22 protein-coding genes are annotated in these 26,790 nt (G+C 67.0%); 11 read left to right on the forward strand and 11 right to left on the reverse strand.

Translation table 11 applies throughout. From position 1 onward, the window contains the following. Positions 1 to 34: 34 nt before the first annotated feature. The 3 genes from AC5LXX_RS18415 to AC5LXX_RS18425 form a co-directional block, all read right to left on the reverse strand. Positions 35 to 769, reverse strand: a complete 735-nt coding sequence (locus AC5LXX_RS18415) for a metallophosphoesterase family protein (protein WP_493412574.1) — start codon at positions 767 to 769, stop codon at positions 35 to 37. Positions 770 to 866: 97 nt separating this feature from the next. Beyond that, complete coding sequence (locus tag AC5LXX_RS18420) at positions 867 to 1,403, reverse strand: GNAT family N-acetyltransferase (protein WP_493412575.1); 537 nt, start codon at positions 1,401 to 1,403, stop codon at positions 867 to 869. Positions 1,404 to 1,415: 12 nt separating this feature from the next. After that, positions 1,416 to 2,048 carry a LysE family translocator gene (locus AC5LXX_RS18425; RefSeq protein ID WP_493412576.1) on the reverse strand — a complete coding sequence of 211 codons (633 nt, stop codon included), beginning with the start codon at positions 2,046 to 2,048 and terminating at the stop codon, positions 1,416 to 1,418. 305 nt (positions 2,049 to 2,353) lie between these two features. Here AC5LXX_RS18425 and AC5LXX_RS18430 point away from each other — a divergent pair, with 305 nt between their 5' ends. The 3 genes from AC5LXX_RS18430 (at position 2,354) to AC5LXX_RS18440 (ending at position 6,406) form a co-directional block, all read left to right on the forward strand. Beyond that, on the forward strand, positions 2,354 to 3,547 hold the full coding sequence (locus tag AC5LXX_RS18430; RefSeq protein ID WP_493412577.1) for a porin: 1,194 nt from the start codon (positions 2,354 to 2,356) through the stop codon (positions 3,545 to 3,547). Between the two features lie 93 nt (positions 3,548 to 3,640). Then, positions 3,641 to 4,072, forward strand: a complete 432-nt coding sequence (locus AC5LXX_RS18435; RefSeq protein ID WP_493412578.1) for a GFA family protein — start codon at positions 3,641 to 3,643, stop codon at positions 4,070 to 4,072. Between the two features lie 408 nt (positions 4,073 to 4,480). Then, positions 4,481 to 6,406, forward strand: a complete 1,926-nt coding sequence (locus AC5LXX_RS18440; RefSeq protein WP_493412579.1) for an NHL repeat-containing protein — start codon at positions 4,481 to 4,483, stop codon at positions 6,404 to 6,406. Positions 6,407 to 6,448: 42 nt separating this feature from the next. On the opposite strand, the gene AC5LXX_RS18445 is transcribed toward AC5LXX_RS18440, so the two are convergent. From AC5LXX_RS18445 to tetH, 4 genes are read right to left on the reverse strand one after another with little or no spacing between them, the layout of a single operon-like run. Then, complete coding sequence (locus AC5LXX_RS18445; RefSeq protein ID WP_493412580.1) at positions 6,449 to 7,390, reverse strand: c-type cytochrome; 942 nt, start codon at positions 7,388 to 7,390, stop codon at positions 6,449 to 6,451. Then, positions 7,387 to 8,085, reverse strand: coding sequence for a c-type cytochrome (locus AC5LXX_RS18450; protein ID WP_493412581.1), 699 nt, complete (start codon positions 8,083 to 8,085; stop codon positions 7,387 to 7,389). Before AC5LXX_RS18450 ends, AC5LXX_RS18445 begins: the two co-directional genes overlap by 4 nt. A 52-nt stretch (positions 8,086 to 8,137) precedes the next feature. Further along, on the reverse strand, positions 8,138 to 9,199 hold the full coding sequence (locus tag AC5LXX_RS18455; RefSeq protein WP_493412582.1) for a substrate-binding domain-containing protein: 1,062 nt from the start codon (positions 9,197 to 9,199) through the stop codon (positions 8,138 to 8,140). Between the two features lie 8 nt (positions 9,200 to 9,207). Next, positions 9,208 to 9,999: a thiosulfate dehydrogenase gene (tetH, locus tag AC5LXX_RS18460; protein ID WP_493412583.1), complete on the reverse strand. Its 792-nt coding sequence runs from the start codon at positions 9,997 to 9,999 to the stop codon at positions 9,208 to 9,210. A gap of 386 nt (positions 10,000 to 10,385) precedes the next feature. Between tetH and AC5LXX_RS18465 the strand changes: the two genes are divergently transcribed. Next, positions 10,386 to 11,261, forward strand: coding sequence for a LysR family transcriptional regulator (locus AC5LXX_RS18465; protein WP_493412584.1), 876 nt, complete (start codon positions 10,386 to 10,388; stop codon positions 11,259 to 11,261). A 33-nt stretch (positions 11,262 to 11,294) separates the two neighbouring features. On the opposite strand, the gene AC5LXX_RS18470 is transcribed toward AC5LXX_RS18465, so the two are convergent. Continuing rightward, positions 11,295 to 12,497: a multidrug effflux MFS transporter gene (locus AC5LXX_RS18470; RefSeq protein ID WP_493412585.1), complete on the reverse strand. Its 1,203-nt coding sequence runs from the start codon at positions 12,495 to 12,497 to the stop codon at positions 11,295 to 11,297. A gap of 432 nt (positions 12,498 to 12,929) precedes the next feature. After that, the gene (locus tag AC5LXX_RS18475; RefSeq protein ID WP_493412586.1) at positions 12,930 to 15,098 is read right to left on the reverse strand and encodes a TonB-dependent siderophore receptor; all 2,169 of its coding nucleotides are present in this window, start codon (positions 15,096 to 15,098) and stop codon (positions 12,930 to 12,932) included. Between the two features lie 397 nt (positions 15,099 to 15,495). Here AC5LXX_RS18475 and AC5LXX_RS18480 point away from each other — a divergent pair, with 397 nt between their 5' ends. Further along, positions 15,496 to 15,942: a hypothetical protein gene (locus AC5LXX_RS18480; RefSeq protein ID WP_493412587.1), complete on the forward strand. Its 447-nt coding sequence runs from the start codon at positions 15,496 to 15,498 to the stop codon at positions 15,940 to 15,942. Between the two features lie 66 nt (positions 15,943 to 16,008). Here the strand turns inward: AC5LXX_RS18480 and AC5LXX_RS18485 are convergent, their stop codons facing one another. Then, positions 16,009 to 16,755 (reverse strand): TetR/AcrR family transcriptional regulator, encoded by a 747-nt coding sequence (locus AC5LXX_RS18485; protein ID WP_493412588.1) that lies wholly within the window; start codon positions 16,753 to 16,755, stop codon positions 16,009 to 16,011. Between the two features lie 170 nt (positions 16,756 to 16,925). Here AC5LXX_RS18485 and AC5LXX_RS18490 point away from each other — a divergent pair, with 170 nt between their 5' ends. The 6 genes from AC5LXX_RS18490 to AC5LXX_RS18515 all read left to right on the forward strand — a co-directional run bounded on the left by AC5LXX_RS18490 (position 16,926) and on the right by AC5LXX_RS18515 (position 25,267). Further along, positions 16,926 to 18,107, forward strand: coding sequence for an isovaleryl-CoA dehydrogenase (locus AC5LXX_RS18490; protein ID WP_493404691.1), 1,182 nt, complete (start codon positions 16,926 to 16,928; stop codon positions 18,105 to 18,107). 31 nt (positions 18,108 to 18,138) lie between these two features. Continuing rightward, positions 18,139 to 19,746, forward strand: coding sequence for a carboxyl transferase domain-containing protein (locus AC5LXX_RS18495; protein WP_493412589.1), 1,608 nt, complete (start codon positions 18,139 to 18,141; stop codon positions 19,744 to 19,746). Between the two features lie 19 nt (positions 19,747 to 19,765). Beyond that, positions 19,766 to 20,551: an enoyl-CoA hydratase/isomerase family protein gene (locus tag AC5LXX_RS18500; protein ID WP_321864985.1), complete on the forward strand. Its 786-nt coding sequence runs from the start codon at positions 19,766 to 19,768 to the stop codon at positions 20,549 to 20,551. 46 nt (positions 20,552 to 20,597) lie between these two features. Beyond that, positions 20,598 to 22,592, forward strand: a complete 1,995-nt coding sequence (locus tag AC5LXX_RS18505) for an acetyl/propionyl/methylcrotonyl-CoA carboxylase subunit alpha (protein WP_493412590.1) — start codon at positions 20,598 to 20,600, stop codon at positions 22,590 to 22,592. A gap of 314 nt (positions 22,593 to 22,906) precedes the next feature. Further along, positions 22,907 to 23,110, forward strand: a complete 204-nt coding sequence (locus AC5LXX_RS18510; RefSeq protein ID WP_493404695.1) for a hypothetical protein — start codon at positions 22,907 to 22,909, stop codon at positions 23,108 to 23,110. Positions 23,111 to 23,152: 42 nt separating this feature from the next. Continuing rightward, positions 23,153 to 25,267 carry a phosphocholine-specific phospholipase C gene (locus AC5LXX_RS18515; protein WP_493412591.1) on the forward strand — a complete coding sequence of 705 codons (2,115 nt, stop codon included), beginning with the start codon at positions 23,153 to 23,155 and terminating at the stop codon, positions 25,265 to 25,267. 81 nt (positions 25,268 to 25,348) lie between these two features. On the opposite strand, the gene AC5LXX_RS18520 is transcribed toward AC5LXX_RS18515, so the two are convergent. Next, complete coding sequence (locus tag AC5LXX_RS18520; RefSeq protein WP_493412592.1) at positions 25,349 to 26,668, reverse strand: glycosyltransferase family protein; 1,320 nt, start codon at positions 26,666 to 26,668, stop codon at positions 25,349 to 25,351. Positions 26,669 to 26,790 lie beyond the last annotated feature (122 nt).

Raw genomic sequence — 26,790 nt, forward strand, 5'->3', positions numbered from 1 at the left:
AAGAGAAGCGGGATGACGGGGCGATGCGTGCGTGTCAGCATCGGCCGGTGCGCAACGCGACGGCCCAGTCGTCGCGCCCGCGCGAAGCCGCGGTCACGGCGGCCGTGTGCCAGTCGTATTCGACCGCATGGAATTCGACGTTCCAGCCGGCCGCCGTGCGCGACACCATCGCGTAGCGCGCATGCGGCGAGCCCGTCTCGATCCAGTGCGGATGCGGGAGGTCGTCCGCGTACGCCTGCAGCCCGACGCTGCCGGGATTGACGATCAAGCGGCCGTCGTCGAGCTTCGCGGTGCGCGGCACGTGCGTGTGGCCGCACAGGATCAGCGATGCCGCCTCGTCGCCCGCGCGCTGCGCGACTTCGGCGGGCGTCGCCGCGCGGCAGCCGTCCGGCGTGACCGTTTCGAGGAAGTAGACGAGATCGCTGTCCGGCGTGCCGTGCACCATCAACACGTCGTCGTCGAGCATCACGCGTTCGGGCAGCGCGGCGATCCACGCGCGATGGTCGTCGCGCAGCGTGTCGTGCGCCCAGCGATCGGACAGCCGCATCGCTTCACGATCGCAGGTGAGCAACTGCCGTTCGTGATTGCCCCTGACGGTCGGCAAGTCGAGCGCGATCAGGCGGTCGGCCGTTTCGGCCGGATGAAGCGCCCCCGACACGATGTCGCCGAGATTGACGATCACGTCGGCGCCGCGGCGGCGGACGTCGTCGAGCACCGCGTCGAGCGCGGCGAGGTTGCCGTGGATGTCGGAAAGCGCGGCGATTTTCATGGCGGAGCGTCGATGAGGGGAACGGCGATTGTCGCCAATTCGGCACGGGTCGTCCAATCGCTTCACGGCATCGGCGCGCGATCCCGCGTACGGCGCGTCAGTCGGTCGCGAGCCGCGCGTACATCGCGAAATCGCCCGGCGTGCCGCGCACCATCCTGTAGGCGCGCAACAGGCCCTCGTAGCGGTAGCCGCACTTCTGCAGCACACGCGCGGAGCCCGCGTTGCTGGTCAGCACGACGGCCTGCATGCGCATGAAGCCGCCGTTCGCGAATGCCCACGCGGTGACGGCTTCGCACATCGAGCTCGCGATGCCGCGCCCCCAGTGCGACGGCGCGAGGTCGTACGCAATTTCCGCCGAGCGGTTCACGGTGGATATCGTGTGCAGCCCGATCGTCCCGGCGAGCGCACCCGATGCGGTATCGACGATCGCGAGGCGCCGGATCGAATCGGGGTCGGCCGATTCGATGTCGTCGAACAGCGGCAGCAGATCGTCGGGCGAGCGCAGGTTCCAGCTCGTGTGGCGGAAGACGTCGGGGTTCGTCAGGTACGCGTACCACGCGTCGAGGTCGGCGCGTTCGAGTTGCCGGAGCGACAGGCCGGGAAAGCCGGAGCGGGGCGGTGCGGCAATTTTCATCGGAACCTGCTCCTACGCCGCATGACGCCGGTACAGCGCCAGCGAACCGGCGAGCGCGAGCAGCATCGCGCCGCACGTGCGTTCGAGCCACAGCGCGCCCGAGCGCTTCAGCAGCTGCACCGCGCGTGCGCCGAGCAGCGCATAGCCGAACATCACGACCCCGTCGAGCAGCGCGAACGTGACGGCGAGCGCGACATACTGCGGCGCGAGCGGTGCGGACGGATCGAGGAACTGCGGCAGGAACGCGGAGAAGAACAGATAGCCCTTCGGGTTCGTCACCGCCGTGAGGAAACTCTTCGTGAAGATCGACGCGTTGCGCCCGGATGCCGCGCCACCGTGTGCGGCGGCGACATCGAGCGAACCCTTCGACATCAGCAGCCGGATGCCGACATACGCGAGGTAGGCGGCGCCGAGCCACTTCACCACCGAGAACCAGAACGCGGACGCCATCAGCAGCGCGCCGAGGCCGAGCGCGACCGCGACGATCAGCACGAAGTCGGACAGCATCGCGCCCGCGAAACCGTAGGCCGCGCGGCGCACGCCGTAGCGCGAGCCGTTGGTCAGCGCGAGCAGCACGGTCGGGCCGGGTGTCGCGATGCCGACGAACGCGACGGCGGCAAAGATCAGCAAGGTCGTTTCATGCATGACGGCGCTCCCGGCGGAAGGTGTGCGCTCGATTATCGGGTGCGCCTGCCCGCGCTGTACAGGCGCGGCAGCCATCAACTTCCGCCGTGCGCCGACTATCTCGATTTTGGCAAAAAACTGTTGTCGTTATTCCACTGTGGAATAGAACCGGTTCCATCTACCATGGCGGCCGCAGCGGGCATGCCCGCCGCGTCGTCGCGCGCGGACGCCGCCGGCCTCGCACCGCCGGCGGATGTCGGCGCCCGCGCGCGCTACTCGCAACAGCAAGCCAGAACAACGGGTTCACCGCCCGGAGACATAAAACCATGAACAAGCAACTGATCGCAGCGCCACTGCTGCTCTCGCTCGCGGGTATTGCCGCCGCGCAAAGCTCCGTCACGCTGTACGGCATCGTCGACGCGGGCGTGACCTATCGCAGCAACGAACGGGTCGGCTCGGCGGGCGCGTACACCGGCCATTCGAACGTCGGGCTCACGACCGGCAACCTGTCCGGCAGCCGCTGGGGCATCAAGGGTTCCGAGGATCTCGGCGGCGGGATGCGCGCGCTGTTCGTCCTCGAGAACGGCTTCGACATCACGAACGGCACGTCGGGCCAGGGCGGCCGCCAGTTCGGCCGCCAGGCGTTCGTCGGCGTCGGCAGCGACCGCTACGGCACGGTCACGCTCGGCCGCCAGTACACGTCGCTCGACGATTTCGTGAGCCCGGTCGGGCCGTCGTCGTTCATCGGCGGCTTCGGCGCGCACCCGGGCGATATCGACGATCTCGACCAGACCGCGCGCGTCGACAGCTCGATCAAGTACACGAGCGCGAACTACTCGGGCTTCACGTTCGGCGCGCTGTACGGCTTCGGCAGCCAGCCGGGCAGCATGAAGCAGCGCAACACGTGGAGCGTCGGCGCGGCGTACGCGGCGGGCCCGCTGCGCGTCGGCGTCGGCTACGAGCGCTCGGACAACAGCAAGACGGGCGCGGCCGACCCGACGGCCGGCAAGTGGCGAAGCACCGACGACGGTCTCTTCAACTCGTCGATCAACGAAGGCTATGCGAGCGCGCAATCGCAGCAGGTGATCGCGACGGGCGCGACGTACGACTTCGGCCCGGCCGTCGTCGGCGTGAACTACAGCAACGTGCAGTACCGCAGCGGCGGCCAGTCGCTGTTCACCGGTCACGCGACGTTCAACGTCGCGGGCGTGTTCACGCGCTGGAACGTGCAGCCGCAGACCCAGCTGTTCGCGGGCTACAGCTACACGCGCGGCAGCGATGTCGACGGCATCGACGACCGCGCGCAGTATCACAACGTCACGCTCGGTGCCGTGTACGACCTGTCGAAGCGCACCAGCGTGTACCTGCTCGGCGCGTACCAGCATGCATCGGGCACGACGCTCGACGCGCTCGGCCGGCCGGTGGCCGCGACTGCGTCGGTGTCCGACAAGGCGAACGGCCACTCGTCCGACTCGCGCTCGCAGGCGATCGTCAGCCTCGGGCTGCGCCAGAAGTTCTGACGCAGCGGTCGTTGCGGCCGCAACGGGGCCCGCGGTCGATGCGGGCCTCGATGCATGCTCCTATACTGCCGTCTCCCTTTCACAGGAGACGACATGACCCGAACGTTTTCCGCGCGCTGCCTGTGCGGCGCCGTGACCGTCACGCTGAGTGGCGAACCGGCGGCGCGCGCGAACTGCCATTGCGCGACGTGCCGCGATTTCTACGGCACGCCGATGCTGTCCGCAACCGCATGGCCGCCGGAGCAGGTGAGCATCGACGGCAGCCACGCGACGTTCCCGCATCCGGAGAAGTCGATGTCGCGCACGTGGTGCGCGTCGTGCGGCGAGATCGTGTTCGGGACGAACCGGCTCGACATGCGTGTCGTGCCGAACAGCCTGGCCGCGCGCGCGCACGGCGGGCAGCTGCCCGGCGACCTGCAGCCGACGATGCACCTGTTCTACCGGCAACGCGTGATCGACGTCGTCGACGCGCTGCCGAAATACGTCGACGGCTGGGATGGCCCGACGCTCGACCCGGCGACCTGAACGATCGCTGCCGCCTTCCTCTTTCCCTGCCGTTTATCCGGTGCGCCGAATCGCGAAAAAGCGATTGCGCCGGATATTATTTTTTCCCTTTCATTTCAATTTCGATTTGTAATCATTGAAGCGATTTCCGGGGAATGAAAATGCAATGCGGGCATGTCAGAAAAAATGACGTATCCGCATTGGATGGCCCGGAAGAAAATGCCGGGAAAGGCGCCGAAATCGCGCTGCCGGCATCCCGTTGCGGCGTGGTTTCGCGGGTTTGACCTTCGTTGACGAAAAAGCGCCGGACGGCAAAAGGCGCGGAGTGAATAATTCGGGATGCCGGCGAATACGGATTTACCGGAATCACCAATATTTCATGCGCCGCGATTTACAGTGTCGACCATTGATCGTCTGGGAGCATTATTCATGTCAATGAAACAAATTCGCGCGGCGTTGCTGGGAATGTGCATGGCGATGCTGGCGCCGGCGAGTCACGCACAGGTGCAGTACTCGACGGACTGGCTCGCGAACACGTACGGCACGCTGGTCTCGCACGTCGGCAACGGCGCGCGCTCGATGTGGGTCGCGCCCGAGGGCGTGATCTACACGGCGTCGCGCTGGGACGAGAACGCGGGCGGCGTCGCGATCTACCAGAACGGCCAGCCGCTCGGCACGATCGGCATCCACGACGAATTCCAGGGTGGGGCGATCACGGGCAATTCGACGTCGCTGTTCGTCGCGCTCGGCTACAACCGCACGTTCGGCAGCGGCTCGGTGGGCCGCTACAACCGAAGCTCGAACCAGCGCGACCTGCGCATCCCGGTCAGCACGTGGACGGGCATCCAGTACGCGGACGTGATCACGGGCCTCGCGACGGGCGGCAACCTGCTGTACGTGAGCGACTTCTACGGCAACCGCGTGCGCGTCTATACGACCGACGGTGTATGGCAGCGCGACATCGGCGTATCGGGACCGGGCGCGCTGGCGCTCGATGCGGCCGGCAACCTGTGGGTCGCGCGCAAGAGCGCGGGCGTCGTCGCGCAGTTCAGCGCGACCGGCGCCGCGATGAGCACGATCCAGATGGCGGCCGGCGCACGGCCGGCGTCGCTGTACTTCGATGCGTCGCTGGGCCGGCTGATGGTGGGCGACGAAGGGCCCGACATGAACATCAAGGTCTACAGCGGGCTGCTCGGCCTGCCGGTCCAGGTCGGCACGTTCGGTGTGCAGGGCGGCTATCTCGACACGACGACGGGCATCAAGGGGCAGGTCGGCGACAAGCGCTTCACGCGCGTCGCCGCGCTCGGCAAGGATTCGGCCGGCAACCTGTACGTGCTGAACAACGCGTGGGGCGGCGGCTGGGATCTCGGCCGCAACGGCAGCACCGACCTCCATTCGTACAGCCCGACGGGCGCGCTGCAGTGGAAGCTGCAGGCGTTGAACTTCGAGGGGATCGCCGCGCCCGATCCGGTCACGGACGGCACGTTGTTCTACAGCGGCAACAACGTATATACGGGCTCGGCGGGCGGCACGTTCGTCGCGAACACGGTTGATCCGTTCACCTATCCGAAGGACCCGCGCCTCGACATGAACGACTATCAGCGCGGCCAGCATTTCGGCCAGCTCGTGAACGTCGGCGGCAACCGGATCCTCGTCGCGTCGGGCCAGAACCCGGGCAATTTCAACTTCTATTACTTCAACACCGCGAGCGGCTACATCGCGATCCCTGCCGGTTCGCTGCCGGGCAAGCCGTTCAACACGACGCTGCAGGTCACGGCCGGTTTCGACATCGACGGCAACGGCGACGTGTGGGCCGGGCTGAACGGGTCGAACGTGATCACGCGCTACCCGATGACGGGCTTCGACGCGACCGGCAAGCCGTCGTGGGGCAAGCCGACGACGACGCCCGTGCCGACCGGCGTCGCGCCCGTCACGCGCATCATCTACCAGGCCGACAGCGACACGATGATCCTCGCGCAGGGGCTTGCGGGCAATTGGGACTGGACCGCGATGAACGGGCACATCGAGGTCTATCACGGCTGGAAGAACGGCAATACGAGCGCGCCGAACCCGGTGATCAACCTGACGAGCGCGAACCCGAAATCGATCGCGGCGGCCGGTCACTACCTGTTCGTCGGCTACGTGCACACGGTGCCGAACATCGACGTGTTCGACCTGAACACCGGCGCGCTCGTCACGACGCTGACGAACTCGAACACGTCGGCGATGGACGTCGGCAACGACGTCGACTCGATGTACGGTGTGCGTGCGTACCTGCGCTCGACCGGCGAGTACGTGATCACGAAGGATAACTACAACGGGTCGAGCATCGTCGTGTACCGCTGGCATCCGTGACCGTGGCGGCCGGGCGGTCGCATCGACCGGCCCGGCCGATCGTCAGGGCGCGCCGAGCACGCGGCCGTTCACGCTGCGCCCGTACATCGAGTCGGGCGAATCATGGAACTTCGCGCGTGTGTCCTGCACGGAGCCCGTGAAGCGCGGGTCCTGCGGGCGTTCGTGGCTGTCCATGAACGTCGCGACGTCCCACGCTTCCTGATCGGTCAGCGTTCCGCCGAGCCCGAGCGGCATGTTGGCCTTGATGAAGCCGGCCGCGTTGCGGATGTCGCCCATCCCCGCGCCCCAGTTGAACGAGCGCGCGCCCCACAATGCCGGGAACACCGGCTTGCCGCCGCTCGACTGGCCCTGGCCGTCCGTGCCGTGACACAGTGCGCAGTGCTGCGTGTAGACGGCCGCGCCGCGTGCGTAGTCGGCCTTCTGCGCGGGCGGCGGCAATTTCGGGAATCCCTGGCCCGGCAGCTTCGTGCCCACCGGCGCGCCCTTCGCAAGCCAGTACGAATACGTCTCGAGCGCGACGAGGATCGGGTCGCCGGCCGGCGGCGCCTTGCCGTTCATGCTGTACCGGAAGCAGCCCTGCAGGCGTTCGGAGAACGTGTTCACGTGGCCGTTCTTGGCGCGGTACGCCGGATACAGCAGGTACGCGGCCCACATCGGGCTCGAATCGGGCCGGCGGCCGGCGTCGAGGTGGCAGCTCGCGCAGGTCAGCTTGTTGCCGACGTACTTGCCCGCGAACTCGGGCGTGTGCAGGAAGATCTGCTCGCCGAGCCTGACGGTCTTGCCGAAGTCGTCGGCCGGGATCGCCGATTCGGGCGGCGGTGTGAACGGCCTGGCCGCCGGCGCGGCGACGGCGGGCAGCGTTGCGGCGGCGGAAGCGGCAGTCGGTGCGTCCTGCGGTGTCGCCGCGCACGCGAGCGCGGGCAACCAGGCTGCGCCGAGCAGCGTCGCGCGGGCGTGGCGGATCAGCGTCGTGCGGTCGATCATCGCTTGTCTCCTTGGGCGGCGCCGCCGCGCGCATAGTAGGCGGCCACCGCGTCGATGTCGGCGTCGGACAGCTTGCCGGCGATCACCGGCATCAATCCCATCGGCCCGGGCGGCCGCGTGCCGTGTTTCCAGCCGTTCAACTGGCCGGCGACATACGCGGCCGGCTGGCCCGCGAGCGGCGGGAATGCGGTGCCCACGCCGAGGCCGCCGGGGCCGTGGCATTGCGCGCACGCGGGCAGGCCCTGCGACCAGCGCCCGCGCGTCGCGAGCCACGCGCCGGTGTTTGCCGGATCGATCGATGCGTCGTCGGGCGTGTAGACGCCGGCCGGCGCGGGCTGGCTCGCGAAGTACGCGGAGACTGCATCGCGCTCGCGCGGCGACAGCAGTTTCGAGAGCGGCTGCATGACCGGGTTCTGGCGGCTGCCGTCCGCGAACGCGGCGAGCTGCGCGGACAGGTACGCGGCATTCGTGCCCGCGAGGCGCGGGAAACCGGCTGCCGCGTTGCCTTCGCCCTGGCCGCCGTGGCAGCCGATGCAGGCGGCGACGCCCGTCGCCGTGCCCTGTGTCGCGATCGTCTTGCCGGACGTGGCGTCCTCCGCGTGCGCATTACCTGCCAGCAGCGCGGCCGCGGCGAGCAGCAGCGGCGCGAGCCGGCATCGCGATGGTCCGCGCCGTGTTTCGACCGTATCGTTCACGTGTCCCCCTCCTTGTTGTATGTAGCTTGCGCGCCGGGCGATGGCGAGGCCGTCAGCCTGCGGGCCCGTCCTTCTCCGGTGCGAGGTGCTGGGTCGGCTGGTTCGCATCATATCGGCCGAAGCCGTAGCGCGCGAAGATCCGGAACGCTTCCGGCGACCGGATGAACGCGAGCCATGCGCGCGCGGCTTCCGGGTGCGGCGCGTCCTTCACCATCGCACCTGCGTAGATCGCCGTCGTATTCTGCTCGGCCGGAATGTTGATGTGCATCAGCGGATGCCCGGCCTGTTCCTGGAACGCGGCTTCGGATTGCCACAGCACACCCGCGTCCGCGCGCCCCTGCATCAGGAACAGCGCGGTTTCCCGATGGTGGATGTGCGTGAGTTCGGTCGTGCCGGCGTGCACCTTGTCGTCGTAGACGGTGCGGGCGAGCGTGTCGCCGCCGGCCTTCACGAGCGACGCGCGGATCTGCCGCGCGACGCCTTCGAAGGCCGGGTTCGGCATCGCGAGCTTCACGTCGGTCCGCGCGAGATCGTTCAGCGACGCGATGCGCTTCGGATTGCCGGCGCGCACCATGATCGTCAGCTGGTTCGTCACGTACGGCACGGCCGGGCCCGCGAGCGTGCCGTCCGCGATCAGGCCGTTGATCTTGCCGAGCCCCGCGAAATACGCGTCGGGCTTGACCGTCCACGTCATGTTGCCGACGGTGATCGTGCCGCCTGCCTGAATTTGCTTCACGAGCAGGCCGGGCGGGATCGTTTCCCAGTAGATGCGGCCGCGGTACTCCGGATGGTCTTCCTCGAACTTCGCGACGAGCGGCGCCATCGCGAAGAAGTAGTTGCCGCCGACGTACAGGACGAGCTTCGGCGCGGTGAGGTCGCCATGGAAATCGGCGAGCACGTCGACTTGCGGCACCGTGAATTCGAGGCCGCGATGGATCGCGTCGTTGTTGCGGCCGTCCTGCCAGGGCGGAAAGAAGGTCGCGTCGTCGGCGGCGGGTGCGGCGAGCGCGAGCACCGATACATTGCACAGCCAGGCGGCCAGCGCGGCGCGCAGCGTGCGCGTGCGGCGGCGCGAAGGCGATTGCAATGGCGGCTTCGTATGGATCGTTGTCATCGCGGATCTCATTTCGCGTACGTGAAACCGGCCTGCTGCAGCTCGGGCAGCGTGCCGACCGCACCCGGCGTGACGATTGCCGACGGGATCACGTGGTTGGTCAGGTCGGCCGCCAGTGCGTCGAGCGGCAGCTTGTCGGGGTTCGCGTTCGCGCCGTCGAGCCGTTCCGCCAGTTCCCAGATCGCGTTGTGGCACGACAGGAACACGACGCCGCGCTGCTGTAGCGCGGCGAGGCTGTTGTGATGCGACGAGAATGCGCCGTCGGGTGCTTCATGGTCCTGCGCGCCTTTCGATTGCGCGGGCCTTGCGTCGAGCAGCGTGTTGGTCGGGAACGCGGCACCGGCCAGTTTCGCGAGGCCATATTTGTCCCACGCGGTCTGGTCGAACAGCGCGAGATGCGCGCTGCCGTGCGTGGCCGACACGACGAGGAAATCCGGATGACCGTACGACCAGATCTGCGCGTTCAGCGAATTGCGCATCAGGTTCAGCCACGGGCCGCCGAGCTCGGTGTTGTCCCACACCTGCTTCGGGCCGCCGCGATAGCCGATCACTTCGGCAAGCGCCGCGTGATCCCACTGGTCGGGGTGTTCGAGGATCATCGGCACCGTCTTGAAGTCGCGTCGTCTCGGTGCGGCCGCGAGGCGGCGCGTGAGGTCGGCGAGGTGCGCGGCGCCGCCGGGCAGCAGCGCACCGGTTTCGGGTGCGGCGGCGTGCGCATGGCGCGCAGCGGCGAGCAATGCGGTGCCGGCCGCGAGGCCGAGTGTCTTGAGCGCGCCTCGGCGCGCCTGCCGGTCGGACATGGATATCTCCCGGAATCGTTTTTGTGGAGGCGTGCCGCGTTGCCGTGCGGCGGCGCGGCGTCACTGTCGCGTAGCCAGTCTAGAGGCGCGCGATCGACACCGGAAATCGCGATATCGGATGGGAGATATTCGGAGGGCCGATGATTGGGCAGGAGGGGGCCGGATTGCCATGCTTTTCATTTTGATCCGTGGTGATCCATGCGAACCGAATACGCCGGCTGTATTGTTAAAACTCTCAACCGGTCGATGGAAATCGCGGGTACTGGAATGTCGCGAAATATTTTTTGATATGGATACCTGATGATATATGTCGGAGTGCGGGGGATCAACTTGTATAATTGCCGACAAAGAATGCAAAAGTGCTTTACCGAGAGAGAACGTTATTCATGAATTGGGACGATGCACGCGTCTTTTTGGCAGTTCAGCGCGCCGGGACGCTGCGCGAAGCTGCAGTCGTTCTGGATGTCGATCAGGCAACCGTGGGGCGGCGGCTGACGGCACTGGAGAAGGCGCTGGGTGCGAAGCTGTTTCTCAAGACGTCGTCCGGCTATGTCGTGACGCAGATCGGCGAGCATTCGCTGCAGGCCGCGGAAGAGATGGAGCGAGCGGCATGCGAGTTCGAGCGCCGCGCGCATGGCTCCGACGACCGGTTCGAAGGCGAGGTTCGGGTGACGACAACCGATTCGCTGGCGATGGATTTTGTCGTTCCCGCGATACGGTCGTTACGACGGAAATATCCCGCGATACACGTGGTCCTGACGACTTCGGTGCAGGTGCTCAACCTGACGCGACGCGATGCGGATCTCGCGATTCGAACCGTGATGCCGGAAAATCCCGATCTCGTGCGCAGGAAGCTGGCCGAATGGGAGGTCGGGTTGTTCGCGAGTCGCGAGTATCTGGATGCGCGTGGTGCCCCCGCGATCGGTTCGGCTTTCGATGGCCATGATCTGGTGGTCTACCAGCCCTCCATCACCTCCAATCAGGGGCTCTCGCTGTGCGGCGAGTCGATGGAACGAGGGCGCGTCGTCGCGCAAGTGAGTTCGAGCCTGATGCTGGCGACATCGATCCGGTCGGGCATCGGAATAGGCGAGCTCCCGGTGTATATGGCGCAGGCGGACGATTCGCTCGTGCGAATCTGGCCCGGCAGGACTCGAATCGCGCCGTATCAGGTCTGGCTCGTGTCGCATACGGACCTGAACCGGACGGCGCGCGTTCGGGCCGTCACCGACGAGATCGCTGCTACGTTCGACCGTTATCGATAGCGGCCGGGATCTCGCCGGTGCAAGGTCCGCTGCTTAACGCGGCAGGGTCTTGCGCATCGAAAGCGCACGCCGCGCGGCATACCAGCGGGGAACGATCGCGATCGCGGCGACGATCGCGAAGAACGGAATCGCTGTCGCCAGCACGTGGCTGCCGGTACCGAGCAGGCCGCTGGACACGGTGGCCGCGAGCGACGCGCTGCCTATCTGGAAGAAACCGACCAGTCCGGACGCCGTGGCGGCGCGCCCATGTTCGCTTGCGATGGCGCCCGAGACGGCGAGCGACAGCGACGATCCGTTTGACAGGCTGACCAGAAACATCGGCACGACGATTGCGATGATGCCTTTGAAATGCCATGACTCGCACAAGGCGAACGCCATGCCGCCGGCGACGAAGCAGCACACCCCGGCGGCGACGATCGAGTCGTAGGGCATCCGGTCGAGCATGCGGCGCGAAATCATGTTGGCGGAAATGATGCCGGCGGTCAGTGGCAGATAGAGCCAGCCGCTTTGCTGTTCCGAAAGACCGAGGCCCGCAAAGATGAAGGGCGATTGCGTCAGGTAGACGAACCACGCGCAATAGATTGCGCAGACGACGAGCGTATACCGGATGAACACGCGATTTGCGAGCACGTCGGAGAAACCGGCCAGCGGAACTGCGCGATATTGGCCCGGCGCGACAGGCGGCCGCGTTTCCTTCAGAAGAAGCTGAGCCAGCGTGAGCGCGACTACGCCAAATCCGGCGACGAAAATGAAATCGCTCCGCCACCCGAACCACGCGGCGAGATATCCGCCGATCGCCGGAGCGATCGCCGGAGACAGCGAGACGAGCGGATAGACGATGCTGTAAACCTTTGCCGATTCCTTTTTGTCGCAGGTGTCGGCAATGATCGCGCGGCCGATCACGAGACCGGAGGCCGCGCCGAGGGCTTCGAGCACTCGCCATCCGAGAAAGCTCGCGAAGCCGCCGGCACTTGCGCAGCCGATCGAGCCAACAATGTACAGAAGGATTCCGACCGTCAGCACGGGTTTGCGCCCCCATCGATCGGAGAGGGGACCGTAGAACAGCTGTGCACAGGCGAGCGCGATCAGGTAGGCCGATACTGTCTGCGGCATCTGCCATGCACCGATGGAAAACTCATGGGCCATCGACGGCATGGCGGGCAGGTAGACGTCGGACGCGATCAGGCCAAAGGCGCTCAACATTGAGACGACGAGTATGAGTGAGAAGTTGGACATGTTCGCTGGGTTGTTGTGGCGAAACGCGTAAGCGGATAGAGATGACGACGCGCACTGGGCGGCCTCGAGAAAAGGCCGGGAGGATCATACGGCGTACGATGCGGTTCGAGATCAGACGGAATTGCATCGCTGGGATGCATTTTCGCGGTCGTCGGGGTTGACGCCGGGGACGCATGCGAATGACGGCGTCAGGTGTCGCGCGGGCTGCCTGTCGATGAGAATCCGGCGCTGTCGCGAGCGAATTTCCGTCGTCGCGCTTTCTTCCGGCACAACGCGCATGCGTGTGCCGCGACCGATCATGACGCGGCCGAGATGCTGCGCGGAGGGAGGAAGGGGCGAGCCGCCGCATGGCGGGAGCGGCGCATCGATGCGGGGTTTGGGCGTGGGTCGCCGCTTGCGACCGGCCCACGCGCGCGTCAGGACGTCAGAACGTCAGAACGACACCGTCGTCGTCAGCGTGACGAGCCGCGGCTCGCCGACCGCGACGATCAGGTTGTTGTTGCTCGACGGGTAGTAGGTCTTGTCGAGCAGGTTCTTCACGTTGAGCTGGAAGCGTGTCGGGAACTTGCCGATCGTCGTTTCGTACGCCGCGAACGCGTCGACGGTCACGTAGCCGGGCAGCGTGAAACTGTTCGCGGTGTCGCCGGAGCGTGCGCCGACCAGGCGCGCACCGCCGCCGAAGCGCCAGCGGCCGGGCAGGTTCGCGATGGCCGTGTCGTACACGGCGAACAGGCTGCCCGTGTGCCGCGCGACGTTGACGAGCGGCGTGTTGCTGTCGCGATCGGTCGCGTTCGTATATGCATAGCTGCCGATCACGCTCAGGTGGCGCGTGATCTGCCCCGCCACGTCGAGCTCGATCCCGCGCGAGCGCGCGGTGCCGATCGTCGACGTGAGGTCGCCGACCGTGACCGCGACGTTGCGCTTGTCGATCTGGTACACCGCGAGCGTGCCGGTGATCGCGGGCTTCAGGCTGAACTTCAGCCCGGCCTCGAGCACGCGGCCGTACTCCGGCGCGAGCGGTGCGGCGACGTTCGATGCGACGTTCGGCTTGAACGAGCGGCTCACGTTCGCATAGGCGGTCAGTGCCGGTGTGAGCGCATACGCGAACCCGAACTGCGGAAGCCAGACGCTGCCGCGCGAGCGGTCGGCGAACACGAACGGCCGCCCCATTCCCGATTCCTGCTGCCAGTTTTCCCAGCGCAGCCCGCCCACTGCGGTGAGGCGATCGGTGATCTTCACCGAGTCCTGCACGATCGTCGAGTAAGCATGCACGACCGAGCGCGAATCGCTTTGCTTCGCGTTCGGCGTACCGCCCGCCGCGAGCAGGCCGTATACGGGATCGTAGAGATCGAAGCCCGTCGTCGCCTTGCCGCGGATGGTGTCGCCGCGGAAACTGCGCTGCCGCTCGTATTCGCCGCCGACGTAGATCGCGTGGTTCATCCCCGCGAGCGTCACGTTGCCGAGCAGGCCGAGCGTCGCGATCTGGTCGGAGTCGTTGCGTCCGAGGTTCGCATCGGACGAGCGCGTCAGCGCGCCGGTCCTGCTGTTGAACGCGGTGGCGCGGGTGATGAACTGGTCGTAGCGGTCGCGCCCCCAGCCGTAGGTCGCGCGGACGCGCCAGGCATCGGAGAAGCGGTGCTCGATGCGTGTGCGCAGCGTTTCCTGGATGCCGCCGCTTTGCGACCACGCTTCCTCGTAGCGGCGATAGCGCAGCGCATCGTCGAGCTGGCCGTTCACGAGCACGGTGCCGCGGTCGAACGGCATCGTGTAGTCGACGTACTGGTAGCTGACGTCGATCGACGTGTTCGCGTCGTGCCACGACAGCGCGGGCGCGATCAGCGCATTGCGTTCGCGACCGAAGCTGCGCCAGTAGCGGCTCGTGTCGTATTCGCCGGTCAGCCGGAACGCGAGCGTGCCGCCCGCGACCTGGCCGCGCTTGCCGAGCGGGCCGGTGAGATCGAACTGCGCGCTGCTGCCGCCGTGGTTCGTGCGCGACGCGGAGATCGAGCCGCCGAACGTGTCCTCCGGCTTGCGCGTGACGAGATTGATCACGCCGCCGGGATCCTGCATCCCGTACAGCAGCGAGGCCGGGCCCTTCAGTACTTCGACGCGGTCGATCGTCGCGAGATAGCTGTGCAGCACCGGCGTGCGTACGCCGTCGACGAGCACCGAGCCGTCGTTGTTCGAGCCGAAGCCGCGCTTGATGAACGCGTCGCGCGTGCCGCCGAGCGTATTCGTCTGCGTGACGCCGCTGATGTTGCCGAGCACGTCGTCGAGCGAGCGTGCCTGCTGGTCCTGCAACACGCTGCTGCTGACCACCGCGACCGATTGCGGAATCTCCTTCAGCGGACGGTCGTCGCCGCCCGCGATGCCGGTGGTGCGCGGCTGATAGCCGACCGTTGGCTCGACGGCCGACGATGCGTTGACGCTGATCGCGGGGAGTTCCTGTCCGGTGGGTGTCGTGGGAGTCGATGCGGGCGTGGTGGGTTCGGCGTCGGCCGCATGCGCGCCGCTCGCGACGCACAGGGTGATCAGGGCAGGCAGGCTCGTGCGCCACGGACGCAGGGTCCGGGCGCGGCGGGGTGTTCGACGGGATGGCATGAATCGAGGCAGGAGGAGTACTAAGAATCGTGTCGCGGGCCGCAGCGTTTTGTTGCAGTCAGGTTGCGCATGATATATGTAATGAGAATCATTTGCAATTGTAATGACGTGCCCGACTGTGCGCGGCCATTGGTTGCCGGGCCGTCGGCCGTCTGCTACCGTAGCGGCCAAAATCAGACGCAGTGAAAACCAATGAGAGAGCCGGGGGCCGCACCATGTCATCTTCCTGTCACGTCGCGTTCCGCGCGGCGCTACGCACCGCGCACGACCATGCGGGCGACGAAGTGATCGCAGCCGTATTCCGCCATTCGAACGATTAGAGCAACGGAAGCGAATTCGGCCGGCACGAGCGCCGGGCTTCAATCACTTCAACCACCACGCTAGACGGGAGACCACCATGAAAAAGATTTCCGCGCCGTTCGCGGCGGCCGCGCTTGCGGCCTGCACGCTGCTGGCAGGCATTCACCAGTCCGCTTGTGCGGCGTCGGACGCCGAACCCGCGATCGACGCGCACTACGGCGCCGTGATCGAGGCCTATACGCAGGACATGGCCGCCGCGAAGACGAAATACGACGGCAAGCGCCTCGTGTTCGTCGGCGCCGTGATCCGGATGGGCGGCGACCCGGGCGGCACGTACTTCGGCGCACTGACGGCCGACGGCGAGCAGTTCGATACGCATTTCGACGTGGACGACCAGGCTGCGCTGAAGCCGAAATTCCCCGGCGGGGAGATCAAGCCGTTCGTCACGTCGGCGGCGTTCCAGTTCAGCTGCGTGAACGAGGGCTACATCGATGCGCCCGTGTTGCCGGGGTTGAAGCTGGCGCACTGCCGTCTCGCCAACTGATCGACTGCGATTGCGACCGCACGCTGCCGCGGCCGCGTCGCGGCGACGCAACCCGCCTGCCGCGCGTCACGCGCGCGGGCCTTCGGCTTCCAGCCGCCGCACGGCTTCCGCGACTTCGTTCCTGAAGCGCACGAGCGCCGCCTGTTCCGGCGCCGGCGGCTGCACGGCGGCCCACAGCATGTCGATCAGCTGCGCGGCCGTCGTTTCCGTATCGAGCTTGCGGTGCCCGAGGATCGCATCCCACAGCACGTGCTCGATCGGCCCGAACACCATCGAGCGCAGCAGGCTCAGCGGCAGGTCCGCACGCACCTGCCCGGCTGCCTGGCCGCGTGCGAGCACGTCCATCAGCGGCGCCGTGTAGCGGCGCTGCAGCGCGGTGAGCTCGTCGCTCAGCGCATGCTGCTTCGCGCGGCCTTCCGATAGCACCAGCGCGCACAGCCCCGTGCCGTTCACCAGCATCAGCCGCAGGTGGGTGCGCACGATGAACGCGAACTGCTGCTGCACCGACGCATCCAGCGGCATCCCGTGCTCGAACGCGGCGATGATTTCGTCGTACCAGTCCGCGATCACGCGTGCGCACAGCTCGCGCTTGCCGCGGAAGTAGCTGAACACAGTCGCCTCCGACACGCCCACGCGCTGCGCGATCTCGGCGGCCGTCGCATGCTCGTAACCCTTTTCAGCGAACACTTCACGACCGGCGCGCAGGATGTCCTGCACGCGCTGCTGGGACTTGCGCCCGGCGGGGGCGCGCGGCGCGTCGGCGCGGTCGGCTTTAACGGTGTCGGTCATGGTGTCGGCGGTAGCGGCTGTCATGTTCGCATGATATCTGAGTGTCACTCAAAAAACTATTGACGCCGAACCCGGCGAGGCGCGAAACTGTGCAAAATTTACGCTGTATTTGTCAATGAATCGGTGCATTCATTTGATTTGAGCGAAACTCAGAAATCGGTGAGTGCGACACACTTTCTGGAGACGGAGGAGACATGATCAACCTGCCCGGCGTGCAATTCATGCTCGGTGAAGACATCGAGATGCTGCGCGACGCCGTCGCGACGTTTGCGGCGAAGGAAATCACGCCGCGCGCGGCGGAGGTCGACCGCACCGACCAGTTTCCGATGGATCTGTGGAAGAAGTTCGGCGATCTCGGCGTGCTCGGCATGACGGTCGCCGAGGAATATGGCGGCGCGAACATGGGCTACACCGCGCACATGGTCGCGATGGAGGAGATCTCGCGCGCATCGGCGTCGATCGGCCTGTCGTACGGCGCGCACTCGAACCTGTGCGTGAACCAGATCCACCGCAACGGCACCGAAGCGCAGAAACAGAAATACCTGCCGAAGCTCGTGTCGGGCGAACACATCGGCGCGCTCGCGATGAGCGAGCCGAACGCCGGGTCCGACGTCGTCAGCATGAAGCTGCGCGCCGACAAGCGCGGCGATCGCTACGTGCTGAACGGCACGAAGATGTGGATCACCAACGGCCCCGATTGCGACACGCTCGTCGTCTACGCGAAGACCGACATCGAAGCCAACGCGCGCGGCATCACCGCATTCATCGTCGAGAAGGGGATGAAGGGCTTCTCGGTCGCGCAGAAGCTCGACAAGCTCGGCATGCGAGGCTCGCACACGGGCGAGCTGGTGTTCCAGGACGTCGAGGTGCCGGAAGAGAACATCCTCGGCCAGTTGAACGGCGGCGTGAAGGTGCTGATGAGCGGCCTCGACTACGAGCGCGCGGTGCTGTCGGGCGGCCCGACGGGCATCATGGCCGCGTGCCTCGACGCCGTGGTGCCGTATATCCACGATCGCAAGCAGTTCGGCCAGTCGATCGGCGAATTCCAGCTGATCCAGGGCAAGGTCGCGGACATGTACACCACGTTCCAGGCCTGCCGTGCCTACCTGTATGCGGTCGGCCGCCATCTCGACTCGGCAGGCAGCGACCACATCCGCCAGGTGCGCAAGGACTGCGCCGGCGTGATCCTCTACACGGCCGAGAAGGCGACGTGGATGGCCGGCGAGGCGATCCAGATCCTCGGCGGCAACGGCTACATCAACGAATACCCGGTCGGTCGCCTGTGGCGCGACGCGAAGCTGTACGAGATCGGCGCCGGCACGAGCGAGATCCGCCGGATGCTGATCGGCCGCGAGCTGTTCGCGGAAACGATGTAACGCCCCACGTCACGCGAACGGAGCCCCGTCGATGCCGATCATCGAATCGAAACTGAACCCGCGTTCGGAAGACTTCCGCACGAATGCCGCCGCGCTCGAGGCGGTCGTCGCCGACCTGCGCGCGAAGATCGAACAGCTTGCGCAGGGTGGCGGCCAGGCCGCGCGCGACAAGCACCTGTCGCGCGGCAAGCTGCTGCCGCGCGACCGCATCGCGCAACTGCTCGATCCGGGCGCGCCGTTCCTCGAGTTCTCGCAGCTCGCGGCAAACGGCATGTACAACGACGATGCGCCGGGCGCGGGCGTCATCACCGGGATCGGCCGCATCGCCGGCCGCGAATGCGTGATCGTGTGCAACGACGCGACGGTCAAGGGCGGCACCTACTACCCGGTCACCGTGAAGAAGCACGTGCGCGCGCAGGAAATCGCCGCGGAAAACCGGCTGCCGTGCGTGTACCTCGTCGATTCGGGCGGCGCGAACCTGCCGAACCAGGACGACGTGTTTCCCGATCGCGACCACTTCGGCCGCATCTTCTTCAACCAGGCGACGATGTCCGCGGCGGGGATCGCACAGATCGCCGTCGTGATGGGCTCGTGCACGGCCGGCGGCGCGTACGTGCCGGCGATGAGCGACGAGTCGATCATCGTGAAGGAGCAGGGTACGATTTTCCTCGGCGGCCCGCCGCTCGTGAAGGCCGCGACCGGCGAGGAAGTGAGCGCCGAGGATCTCGGCGGCGGCGACGTGCATACGCGCCTGTCGGGCGTGGCCGACCATCTCGCGCAGAACGACGCGCATGCGCTGTCGATCGCGCGCAACATCGTCAGTCACCTCGCACCGAAGATCGCGTCTCCGGTGGCGCTGCGCGAGCCGAAGCCGCCGCGCTACGACGCGAAGAGCCTGTACGGCGTGATTCCCGTCGATACGCGCAAGCCGTTCGACGTGCGCGAGGTGATCGCGCGCATCGTCGACGATTCGGAGTTCGACGAATTCAAGGCGCGCTACGGCACGACGCTCGTCACGGGCTTCGCGCACATCTGGGGCCATCCGGTCGGGATCGTCGCGAACAACGGCATCCTGTTCTCGGAATCGGCCGTGAAGGGCGCGCATTTCATCGAGCTGTGCTGCCAGCGCAAGATCCCGCTCGTGTTTCTGCAGAACATCACGGGCTTCATGGTCGGGCGCAAGTACGAGAACGAAGGCATCGCGCGGCACGGCGCGAAGATGGTGACGGCCGTGTCGAACGCGAAGGTGCCGAAGTTCACGGTGATCATCGGCGGCTCGTTCGGCGCCGGCAACTACGGGATGTGCGGCCGCGCGTTCGGCCCGCGTTTCCTGTGGATGTGGCCGAACGCGCGCATCTCGGTGATGGGCGGCGAGCAGGCCGCGTCGGTGCTCGCGACCGTGCGTCGCGACGGCATCGAGGCGAAGGGCGGTTCGTGGTCGACCGACGAAGAGGAAGCGTTCAAGCAGCCGATCCGCGACCAGTACGAGCGCCAGGGCCATCCGTATTACGCGAGCGCACGTTTGTGGGACGACGGCGTGATCGATCCCGCGCAGACGCGCGACGTGCTCGGCCTCGGCCTTGCCGCATCGATGAACGCGCCGATCGACGATACGCGCTTCGGCGTGTTCCGCATGTAACGCCCGGGAGGACTGACCGATGCGATACGAAACGATCAAGGTAAGCGAAGCCGGCCGCGTGGCGACCGTCACGCTCGCACGCCCCGACGTGCGCAACGCGTTCAACGAGACGACGATCGCCGAGCTGACCACCGCGTTCGAATGGCTCGATGCGCACGAAGGCGTGCGCGCGATTGTGCTCGCGGCGGAAGGCGCCGCGTTCTGCGCGGGTGCGGACCTGAACTGGATGAAGAAGATGGCCGGTTACTCGGACGACGAGAACCGTGCCGATGCGCGCAAGCTCGCGCGGATGCTCGAGGCGATCCATCGCTGCGGCAAGCCGGTGATCGCGCGCGTGCATGGCGACGCGTATGCGGGCGGCGTGGGCCTCGTCGCGGCGGCCGATATCGCGATCGCCGCCGACGGCGTGAAGTTCTGCCTGTCGGAAGCGCGGCTCGGACTGATCCCCGCGACGATCGCGCCGTATGTCGTGCGCGCGATGGGCGAGCGCGCGGCGCGGCGCTACTTCACGACGGCCGAGGTGTTCGACAGTGCGCGTGCCGCGTCGCTCGGCTTCATCCACGATGCGGTGCCGGCCGATGCGCTCGACGAAACGGTCGCGAAGCTGGCGGCGACGCTCGTCGCGAACGGTCCCGACGCGGTGAAGGCGTGCAAGCGGCTCGTCGCCGACGTGGCCGGCCGCGCGCTCGACGCGACGCTGATCGAGCAGACCGCCGACTGGATCGCCAAGACCCGCGCCGGCGCGGAAGCGCGCGAAGGGATCGCGTCCTTCCTCGAAAAGCGCACGCCGTCGTGGCGTGAATGATCGCGCATGATCGCGTGACCCCCACTCTCCGGACGACATCGAAGCCATGTTCGACAAGATTCTGATCGCCAACCGCGGCGAAATCGCGTGCCGCGTCGCCGCGACGTGCAAACGTCTCGGGATCGCGAGCGTCGCCGTTTATTCCGACGCGGACGCGAACGCGAAACACGTGGCCGCGTGCGACGAAGCCGTGCATATCGGCGGCTCGGCCGCGGCAGACAGCTACCTGCGCATCGAGCGCATCATCGAGGCCGCACGCACGACCGGCGCGCAGGCGATCCACCCCGGCTACGGCTTTCTGTCGGAGAACGAAGATTTCGCGCATGCATGCGAAGCGGCCGGCATCGTGTTCATCGGGCCGCCGGTCGATGCGATCGCGGCGATGGGATCGAAGGCCGCCGCGAAGGCGCTGATGCACGCGGCCGCGGTGCCGCTCGTGCCCGGCTATCACGGCGACGACCAGGACGCCGGCAACCTGCATCGCGAAGCCGATGAAATCGGCTATCCGGTGCTGCTGAAGGCGAGCGCGGGCGGCGGCGGCAAGGGGATGCGCGTGGTCGAGCGCTCAGGCGATTTCCCGGCGGCGCTCGCGTCGTGCCAGCGCGAAGCCGCGAGCAGCTTCGGCAACGACCGCGTGCTGATCGAGAAATATCTGACGCGCCCGCGCCACGTCGAAGTGCAGGTGTTCGGCGACACGCACGGCAATACCGTGTACCTGTTCGACCGCGACTGCTCGGTGCAGCGCCGTCACCAGAAGGTGCTGGAGGAAGCGCCGGCGCCGGGCCTGCACGACGACGTGCGCCAGGCGATGGGCGAAGCGGCCGTCGCGGCCGCGCGCGCGGTCGGCTATGTCGGCGCGGGCACCGTCGAATTCATCATGACGGGCGACGCGTTCTACTTCATGGAAATGAACACGCGCCTGCAGGTCGAGCATCCGGTCACCGAGATGGTCACGGGGCTCGATCTCGTCGAATGGCAACTGCGCGTCGCGTCCGGCGAACCGCTGCCGCTGAAGCAGGACGAGCTGCGCGTGCAGGGCCATGCGCTCGAGGCGCGCCTCTATGCGGAAAACCCGGCGCGCGGCTTCCTGCCGTCGACGGGCACGCTGAAGCACCTGCGGCTGCCGGCCGGCGTCGAGTTCTCGATCGGCGCGCCGGTGCGCGTCGACAGCGGCGTGCGCGAAGGCGATGCGATCACGCCGTTCTACGATCCGATGATCGCGAAGCTGATCGTTCACGGCGCGGATCGCGCGGAAGCGTTGGGCCTGATGCTGCGCGCGCTGCGCGCATGCGAGGTGGTCGGCCTGCATACGAACGCCGCGTTCCTGCAGCGGATCGTCGCGTGCGAACCGTTCGCGACGGCCGATCTCGACACGGGGCTGATCGAGCGCAACCACGATGCGCTGTTCGCGCCGCAACAGCCGCCGCGCGCGACGCTTGCGCTCGCGTGTGCGGCGCTGCTCGCGCGCGAACGCGGCGCCGCTCACGGGGCATCGCCGTGGGGCGCATTGCCGGACTGGCGGCTGAACGGCGGCTATCGCCGCACGCTCGCATGGCATGCGGCCGAACGCGAAGCGGACTTGACGGTCACGTATGAGGACGACGGCGCCGGTGCGCGTATCGCGACCGGCGACGCAGCCGCGCAACCGTTCGCATGGGCGCGCGGCGCCACGCCGCTCGATTTCGACGTGACGCTCGGCGGCGTGCGCAGCAGTGGCCGCGTCTATGCGGACGGCGACACGTTCCACGTGTTCACGCAGGGCGTGGCCGAAACGTTCGAATGGCGCAACCTGCTCGCGCATGCGGGCGATGCGGAGCAGGGCGGCGGACGCTTGACCGCGCCGATGCCGGGCAAGGTGATCGCGGTGCTGGTCGAGCCGGGCCAGAAGGTCGAAGCCGGTACGCCGCTGATCGTGATGGAAGCGATGAAGATGGAGCACACGATCGGCGCGCCGAGCGCGGGCGTCGTCGCGGAAGTGCTGTACGGCGTCGGCGACCAGGTCGCGGATGGCGCGCAGTTGCTGATGATGGCGGAAGGCTGAGCGTGGCCTTCTCGCTGTGAACGGGCCGGCTGCCTTGGCTGCCGGCCCCAAAAAAACGCGTCGCGATTCCCCGCGCGACCGCTGTCGAATCAGGCCGGCTTCGATCGTATCGACATGCCGAAGCAGTGCGAATCTTTCGATCGCATTACATCATCCGCCACATCCACGCCCCCTCATGTCACCGCTCGTGCGCACATCGCGCTACGCTGTCCCGCGACACCATCGTGTAACAAGTCGAACTTAGCATCTCGCCGTCGATATGACCGGTGCGCACCCGCGCCTGTGTCACGTCATCACCCCCACGGAGAACCGTTATGCGAAAGTCGGCCCTGCGGCCTTTCGCGGTCGTTGGTCTGATCGCGCTGACAGCACTCCTCGGCGCCTGCAACGACGACCTGACTGCACCCGCCGCGCCCGTCGCGCAGCAGAAGGCCGCGTGCGGCGGCGCCGCCGTCGCCACCGCGCAGATGCACTGCCCGCCGGGTTTCACTGCACCGGCATCCTCGCCCGCTTCCTGATACCGGCCGTTTCCACCAGAAATCCAATCAAGAGCAACCAGCATGGCCACCCATTCGCGACGCGACTTTCTGAAGTTCTCCGCCGGCCTCGCCGGCGCGACCGCCGCCACCGCACTGCTGCCGGAATCGATCCGCAAGGCGCTGGCGATCGAGCCGAATTCCGTGACGGGCACGATCCAGGACGTGCAGCACATCGTCGTGTTCATGCAGGAGAACCGCTCGTTCGACCACTACCTCGGTCACCTGAGCGGCGTGCGCGGCTACAACGACCGCTTCCCGGTCACGCTGCCGAACGGCAAGCCGGTGTGGTTCCAGCCGCGGCAGGAGGACACGTCGAGCGTGATCGCGCCATTCCGCTACGACACGACCAATCCGGGCGTCAACGCGCAATGTATCGGCGGCCTGCCGCATACGTGGGCGACGACGCACGGCGCGATCGACAACGGCCGCGCGGACCAGTGGGCCGTGCAGAAGTCGAACATGACGATGGGCTATCACGTTCGCGACGACATCCCGTTCCACTACGCGCTCGCGGATGCGTTCACGGTATGCGACAACTACTTCTGCTCGATCCCGGGCAACACGCATCCGAACCGCATGTACCTGATGACGGGCATGGTCGATCCGCTCGGCACGGGCGGCGGCCCGCTGCTCGACAACACCGACTACATCGACAACCAGTTCGACAAGATCAAGTTGCCGCCCTTCAACTGGACGACCTACCCGGAACGGCTCGAAAAAGCGGGCATCTCGTGGCAGATCTACCAGCAGGGCACCGGTTTCGACAACTTCACCGGCAACTACGGCACGAACATGCTCGCGTGCTTCGACAACTTCGTGAATGCGCCGGCCGGCTCGTCGCTGCAGACGCGCGGGATGAGCACGCGCCCGATCACGCAGCTGAAGGCCGACGTGCAGGCCAACGCGCTGCCGCAGGTGTCGTGGCTGCTGCCGCCCGCCGCGTATTCGGAGCATCCGAAGTTCACACCGCTGTACGGCGCGTACTACCTGTCGACGATCCTCGATGCGCTGACGTCGAATCCGGAGGTGTGGAGCAAGACCGTCCTGCTGATCATGTACGACGAGAACGACGGTTTCTTCGACCACGTCGTGCCGCCGTCGGCGCCGACGCTGCCGGGCTCGGGCATGAGTACCGTGGACGTGTCGCTCGAGCGGCACGACGTCGTGACCGCGACGCAGGCCGGCACCTATACGGCCGACAACCTGCCGTACGGCCTCGGCCCGCGCGTGCCGATGTTCGTCGTGTCGCCGTGGTCGAAGGGCGGCTTCGTGTGCTCGCAGGTCTTCGATCACACGTCGGTGCTGCAATTCATCGAGAAGCGCTTCGGCGTGGTGGAAACCAACATCTCGCCGTGGCGCCGCGCGATCTGCGGCGACCTGACGTCGGCGCTCGACTTCTCGAAATCGGATGTCACGCTGCCGTCGCTGCCGAGCACGCAGGCCTATGTCGCACAGGCCGACCTGCAATGCTCGCGCGCGTCGTCGCAGACCGCACCGGCCAGCACCGCGCAGCAGGTCGTGACGGCACAGGAAGCCGGCACGCGGCCGGCTCGCGCGCTGCCGTACGAGCTGCACGTGACGGGCCAGCTCCAGGCGCAAGGCTATGCGGTGACGTTTGCGAATTCGGGCACGCAGGGCGCGCACTTCTGGGTCTATACGGGCGATCCGGCCGCGATGCCGCGCCGTTACACGGTCGAGGCCGGCAAGCAGCTGACCGACACGTGGGCACTCGACACGAACGGCAACTACCTGGTGAGCGTGTGGGGGCCGAACGGCTATTTCCGGCGCTTCGCGGGTTCGGCCGCCGCGGATGCTGCCGCGAAGCCTGAAATCACGCCGTGCTACGACGTGGCGAACGGCGATGTCTACGTGACGATCGCCAATGCGGGCACCGGCCCGCTCACGGTCACGGCGACCGATGTCGCGTACGGCGGCGCGGCGCGCACGCTGACGATTCCGGCGGGGCAACGCGTCGAAGCGCACTGGGATCTGTCGTGCAGCAGCCAGTGGTACGACCTGCAGTTCGCGGTGGCCGGCAATGCGGGCTGGACGCGCCGCATCGCAGGGCACGTCGAAACCGGCAAGGCCAGCATCACCGACCCGGCGGCTGTGGCGCCGACGATCACGCCGGTCTGACGGCAACCGGTATGACGACGCGCCGGCCCGGTGACGCCGGCCGGCGCGTTTTTTTTCGGTATCGATGCCGAAGCGGCCGTGTCAGCGCAGCAGCCCGTCGTCGTGCGCCATCATCAGCGCGCGCATCGCGGACCACATTCCGTAGTAGTGCACGATGTAGCTGTCCGTGCGGCGGAACAGCCAGGGCGTGTTGACGCTGACGAGATCGGCCACGCCTTCGCCGTGCAGCTGCCCGTCGCGCTCCATCGCGCGAATGAAATGCAGCTGGTCGCCGTCGCTCGCATAGACGCTCGACCGGTCGTGCAGCGCGGCGATCGTCGTCATCAGGTCGTGCAGCATCGCGTCGTTGCGTTCGGTGCGGCGGAACGCCATCACGCCGGAGTTGAACGCCCACTGGGCGATATCGTGCGCGAGCAGCCAGTCGCGCCCCTCGAACAGCGGCTCCAGCGTTTGCTGCTGGTTCGCGATCAGCACGTCGGCATCGAGCCACACGACCCATTCGTGATGCTGCAGGTACGCATGGAGCAGCCACGGCTTGAACCAGTTGCCCGTCGCGTTCAGCCCGATCTCGGCGGGAATGTCGCGGTGCACGTAGAGCGTGTAGCCGTGCGCATCGGCATAGCGCCGGAAATTGCGCTCGGCGACGCGTGCGTAGCTGCCGATGTTCGGCGTGTACAGCATCATCAGCGCAATCGGGCGGCCGGGGTTGTACGTGCTGCGCTCGGCGGCTTCGTCCGGTGCGGCGGTGTCGTGATCGAACGAGAACATCGGCCGGCCGGCGGCGCGGCATCGATTGACGTACGCGACGAGCGTGTCGCGAAAGCGCGGCGTCGTGCCTTTGCGTTCGGGGTCGTGCGGCGTGTCGTCGATGCTGATCGCGAACGTCGGTTCGCGGCTCCACATCGGATCGAGGTCCGGGCCGCACGGCATGACGGCGTATAGTCCGTCGATCAATGTCATGTAGCGATGCGTGTCGAGCCCGGCGAACAGCGCCGCTTCCGACGTCAGCCTCGGCTCGCTGCCGAGCTTGCAGTGCTGCACGAGCTGCATCACGATCGCGCGCACGTCCGCCGTGTTGCGCCAGATCTGCACGTCGACCTGCGGCAGCGGCGACGCGAACGCGTCGACCAGCAGCCGGTCGCGTCCGGCCATCAGGCGTTCGAGCGCGACGGGCTCGATGATCGCCGCGTCTTCGCCGAGCAGCAGCACGAGTTCGTCGGGCTGCGCGTTGCGCAGCACATGAAGCAGCGATTCGTAGCGATACAGCGGCCGCAACGGCAGCGCCTGCGGCATCGCGGATGCGTCGACGATCTCGTGTCGATAGCCGTGCACCTGCGCGTACCAGCGGTGATTCTCGAGGCTGGCGGGTGCAGGCTGGCTGAAGTGACTGAGGACGATCATCGCGCGCTCCGCGGGCAGAGAAGCGGCGCACGGCGCGCGATTCGCGCGGCGTGCTTGCGTACGGACCTGCCGCCGGCCATGGAGCCCGGTGCGTGCCGCGCCTGTCCGTGGCGGACGGCACG

It is taken from the genome of Burkholderia torrens (genome assembly GCF_984668525.1).

Bases quoted from the DNA above. Each gene is read 5' to 3' on its own strand.
- AC5LXX_RS18415 (WP_493412574.1), bottom strand. From the start codon at position 769: ATGAAAATCGCCGCGCTTTCCGACATCCACGGCAACCTCGCCGCGCTC.
- AC5LXX_RS18420 (WP_493412575.1), bottom strand. From the start codon at position 1,403: ATGAAAATTGCCGCACCGCCCCGCTCCGGCTTTCCCGGCCTGTCGCTC.
- AC5LXX_RS18425 (WP_493412576.1), bottom strand. From the start codon at position 2,048: ATGCATGAAACGACCTTGCTGATCTTTGCCGCCGTCGCGTTCGTCGGC.
- AC5LXX_RS18430 (WP_493412577.1), top strand. From the start codon at position 2,354: ATGAACAAGCAACTGATCGCAGCGCCACTGCTGCTCTCGCTCGCGGGT.
- AC5LXX_RS18435 (WP_493412578.1), top strand. From the start codon at position 3,641: ATGACCCGAACGTTTTCCGCGCGCTGCCTGTGCGGCGCCGTGACCGTC.
- AC5LXX_RS18440 (WP_493412579.1), top strand. From the start codon at position 4,481: ATGTCAATGAAACAAATTCGCGCGGCGTTGCTGGGAATGTGCATGGCG.
- AC5LXX_RS18445 (WP_493412580.1), bottom strand. From the start codon at position 7,390: ATGATCGACCGCACGACGCTGATCCGCCACGCCCGCGCGACGCTGCTC.
- AC5LXX_RS18455 (WP_493412582.1), bottom strand. From the start codon at position 9,199: ATGACAACGATCCATACGAAGCCGCCATTGCAATCGCCTTCGCGCCGC.
- tetH (WP_493412583.1), bottom strand. From the start codon at position 9,999: ATGTCCGACCGGCAGGCGCGCCGAGGCGCGCTCAAGACACTCGGCCTC.
- AC5LXX_RS18465 (WP_493412584.1), top strand. From the start codon at position 10,386: ATGAATTGGGACGATGCACGCGTCTTTTTGGCAGTTCAGCGCGCCGGG.
- AC5LXX_RS18470 (WP_493412585.1), bottom strand. From the start codon at position 12,497: ATGTCCAACTTCTCACTCATACTCGTCGTCTCAATGTTGAGCGCCTTT.
- AC5LXX_RS18475 (WP_493412586.1), bottom strand. From the start codon at position 15,098: ATGCCATCCCGTCGAACACCCCGCCGCGCCCGGACCCTGCGTCCGTGG.
- AC5LXX_RS18480 (WP_493412587.1), top strand. From the start codon at position 15,496: ATGAAAAAGATTTCCGCGCCGTTCGCGGCGGCCGCGCTTGCGGCCTGC.
- AC5LXX_RS18485 (WP_493412588.1), bottom strand. From the start codon at position 16,755: ATGACAGCCGCTACCGCCGACACCATGACCGACACCGTTAAAGCCGAC.
- AC5LXX_RS18490 (WP_493404691.1), top strand. From the start codon at position 16,926: ATGATCAACCTGCCCGGCGTGCAATTCATGCTCGGTGAAGACATCGAG.
- AC5LXX_RS18495 (WP_493412589.1), top strand. From the start codon at position 18,139: ATGCCGATCATCGAATCGAAACTGAACCCGCGTTCGGAAGACTTCCGC.
- AC5LXX_RS18500 (WP_321864985.1), top strand. From the start codon at position 19,766: ATGCGATACGAAACGATCAAGGTAAGCGAAGCCGGCCGCGTGGCGACC.
- AC5LXX_RS18505 (WP_493412590.1), top strand. From the start codon at position 20,598: ATGTTCGACAAGATTCTGATCGCCAACCGCGGCGAAATCGCGTGCCGC.
- AC5LXX_RS18510 (WP_493404695.1), top strand. From the start codon at position 22,907: ATGCGAAAGTCGGCCCTGCGGCCTTTCGCGGTCGTTGGTCTGATCGCG.
- AC5LXX_RS18515 (WP_493412591.1), top strand. From the start codon at position 23,153: ATGGCCACCCATTCGCGACGCGACTTTCTGAAGTTCTCCGCCGGCCTC.
- AC5LXX_RS18520 (WP_493412592.1), bottom strand. From the start codon at position 26,668: ATGATCGTCCTCAGTCACTTCAGCCAGCCTGCACCCGCCAGCCTCGAG.